Origin of the sequence: Bradyrhizobium aeschynomenes, assembly GCF_013178945.1 — a bacterium.
In the GTDB taxonomy this organism is placed as follows: Bacteria; Pseudomonadota; Alphaproteobacteria; order Rhizobiales; family Xanthobacteraceae; genus Bradyrhizobium; species Bradyrhizobium aeschynomenes.
The window spans coordinates 1-3,422 of sequence record NZ_JABFDM010000027.1 but is presented as its reverse complement, the minus strand read 5'-3'; the positions used below and the strand labels follow the sequence as shown (position 1 = coordinate 3,422).

Annotated in this window: 1 protein-coding gene; it reads right to left on the bottom strand. The window is 68.8% G+C overall.

All coding sequences use genetic code 11. The annotated features are described in order from the left end of the window. On the bottom strand, positions 1–3,422 hold a 3,422-nt coding region (locus tag HL666_RS33810; RefSeq protein WP_172185798.1), incomplete at both ends, for a cytochrome c3 family protein.

The following is a 3,422-nucleotide window of genomic DNA, read 5'->3' as shown; positions in this document are numbered from 1 at the left end:
CAGTTCGAGCACTGCAAGGTCCCGGTCGGGATGTGCGGCGGTGTCGTCATGCCCTGTGCGGTCTTGCCGTTGTGGCAGGCCGCGCAGTTGGTATCGGTCGCCGCGTGCTTGAACGCCGTACCGCCCCAGCTGGTGAAGCCGCCCGAGGCTGCCTTGCTGTGACAGCTGACGCAGTCGGCACCGCCGGTGGCGACGTGGTTCGGGAACGGCGCCGTGCCGAGCGCGCCCTTGGCGCCCTGGCCGGTGAACGAGCCGTTGTGGCAGCTGTCGCAGCGCGCGGTCGCCACCGCGGCATGGTTCATCGTGTAGGTCGTGAAGCTCGCCGCGGTGTTGCTGTGGCAGTTCGAGCATTGCAGCGTCGCCGTCGGGATATGCGGCGGCGTCGTCATGCCCAGCGCCGTCTTGCCGTTGTGGCAGGTCGCGCAATTGGTGTCGGTGGCAGCGTGCTTGAACGCCGCGCCACCCCAGCTGGTGAAGCCGCTCGCGGCCTTGGCGTGGCAGCTGACGCAGTCCGCGCCGCCGGTCGCGACATGGTTCGGATACGACGCCGTGCCCAGCGCGCCCTTGGTGCCTTGGCCGGTGAAGCTCCCATTGTGACAGCTGTCGCAGCGCGCCGTCGCCACTGCGGCGTGGTTCATCGTGTAGGTCGTGAAGCTCGCCGCGGTGTTGGTGTGGCAGTTCGAGCACTGCAGCGTCCCGGTCGGGATATGCGGCGGCGTGGTCATGCCCTGCGCGGTCTTGCCGTTGTGGCAGGTCGCGCAATTGGTGTCGGTCGCCTTGTGAGCAAAGGCGCCGCCGCCCCAGCTGGTGAAGCCGCTCGCGGCTTTGCTGTGGCAGCTGACGCAGTCGGCGCCACCGGTGGCGACGTGGTTCGGATATGATGCGGTGCCCAGCGCGCCCTTGGTGCCCTGGCCGGTGAAGCTGCCGTTATGGCAGCTGTCGCAGCGCGCCGTCGCCACCGCGGCGTGGTTCATGGTGTAGGTCGTGAAGCTCGCCGCGGTGTTGGTATGACAGTTCGAGCACTGCAAGGTCCCGGTCGGGATGTGCGGCGGTGTCGTCATCCCCATCGCGGTCCTGCCGTTGTGGCAGGTCGCGCAGTTGGTGTCGGTCGCCGCATGCTTGAATGCCGCACCGCCCCAGCTGGTGAAGCCGCCCGAGGCTGCCTTGGCGTGGCAGCTGACGCAGTCGGCGCCGCCGGTGGCGACGTGGTTCGGGTACGACGCCGTGCCCAGCGCGCCCTTGGCGCCCTGGCCGGTGAAGCTGCCGTTGTGGCAGCTGTCGCAGCGCGCCGTCGCCACCGCGGCGTGGTTCATCGTGTAGGTCGTGAAGCTTGCCGCGGTGTTGGTATGACAGTTCGAGCACTGCAAGGTCCCTGTCGGGATATGCGGCGGCGTCGTCATGCCCAGCGCCGTCTTGCCGTTGTGGCAGGTCGCGCAATTGGTGTCGGTGGCAGCGTGCTTGAACGCCGCGCCACCCCAGCTGGTGAAGCCGCTCGCGGCCTTGGCGTGGCAGCTGACGCAGTCCGCGCCGCCGGTCGCGACATGGTTCGGATACGACGCCGTGCCCAGCGCGCCCTTGGTGCCTTGGCCGGTGAAGCTCCCATTGTGACAGCTGTCGCAGCGCGCCGTCGCCACTGCGGCGTGGTTCATCGTGTAGGTCGTGAAGCTCGCCGCGGTGTTGGTGTGGCAGTTCGAGCACTGCAGCGTCCCGGTCGGGATATGCGGCGGCGTGGTCATGCCCTGCGCGGTCTTGCCGTTGTGGCAGGTCGCGCAATTGGTGTCGGTCGCCTTGTGAGCAAAGGCGCCGCCGCCCCAGCTGGTGAAGCCGCTCGCGGCTTTGCTGTGGCAGCTGACGCAGTCGGCGCCACCGGTGGCGACGTGGTTCGGATATGATGCGGTGCCCAGCGCGCCCTTGGTGCCCTGGCCGGTGAAGCTGCCGTTATGGCAGCTGTCGCAGCGCGCCGTCGCCACCGCGGCGTGGTTCATGGTGTAGGTCGTGAAGCTCGCCGCGGTGTTGGTATGACAGTTCGAGCACTGCAAGGTCCCGGTCGGGATGTGCGGCGGTGTCGTCATCCCCATCGCGGTCCTGCCGTTGTGGCAGCTGTCGCAGCGCGCCGTCGCCACCGCGGCGTGGTTCATGGTGTAGGTCGTGAAGCGCGCCGCGGTGTTGGTATGACAGTTCGAGCACTGCAAGGTCCCGGTCGGGATGTGCGGCGGTGTCGTCATCCCCATCGCGGTCCTGCCGTTGTGGCAGGTCGCGCAGTTGGTGTCGGTCGCCGCATGCTTGAATGCCGCACCGCCCCAGCTGGTGAAGCCGCCCGAGGCTGCCTTGGCGTGGCAGCTGACGCAGTCGGCGCCGCCGGTGGCGACGTGGTTCGGGTACGACGCCGTGCCCAGCGCGCCCTTGGCGCCCTGGCCGGTGAAGCTGCCGTTGTGGCAGCTGTCGCAGCGCGCCGTCGCCACCGCGGCGTGGTTCATCGTGTAGGTCGTGAAGCTTGCCGCGGTGTTGGTATGACAGTTCGAGCACTGCAAGGTCCCTGTCGGGATATGCGGCGGCGTCGTCATGCCCAGCGCCGTCTTGCCGTTATGGCAGGCCGCACAGTTGGTATCGGTCGCCCTGTGGGCGAAGGCACCGCCGCCCCAGCTGGTGAAGCCGCCGCTCGCAGCCTTGGCGTGACAGCTGACGCAGTCGGCGCCGCCGGTCGCGACGTGGTTCGGATAGGAAGCGGTGCCCAGCGCGCCCTTGGTGCCCTGGCCGGTGAAGCTGCCGTTATGGCAGGCCGCGCAGTTGGTGTCGGTCGCCGCATGCTTGAATGCCGCGCCGCCCCAGCTGGTGAAGCCGCCGCTCGCCGCCTTGGCGTGGCAACTGACGCAGTCGGCGCCGCCGGTGGCGACGTGGTTCGGGTACGACGCGGTGCCCAGCGCGCCCTTGGTGCCCTGGCCGGTGAAGCTGCCGTTATGGCAGCTGTCGCAGCGCGCCGTCGCTACCGCGGCGTGGTTCATCGTGTAGGTGGTGAAACTCGCCGCGGTGTTGCTATGACAGTTCGAGCACTGCAAGGTCCCGGTCGGGATGTGCGGCGGCGTGGTCATCCCCATCGCGGTCTTGCCGTTGTGGCAGGTCGCGCAGTTGGTGTCGGTCGCCGCATGCTTGAATGCCGCGCCGCCCCAGCTGGTGAAGCCGCCGCTCGCCGCCTTGGCGTGGCAACTGACGCAGTCGGCGCCGCCGGTGGCGACGTGGTTCGGGAATGACGCCGTGCCGAGCGCGCCCTTGGTGCCCTGGCCGGTGAACGAGCCGTTGTGGCAGCTGTCGCAGCGCGCCGTCGCTACCGCGGCATGGTTCATGGTGTAGGTGGTGAAGCTTGCCGCGGTGTTGCTGTGGCAGTTCGAGCACTGCAAGGTCCCGGTCGGGATGTGCGGCGGCGT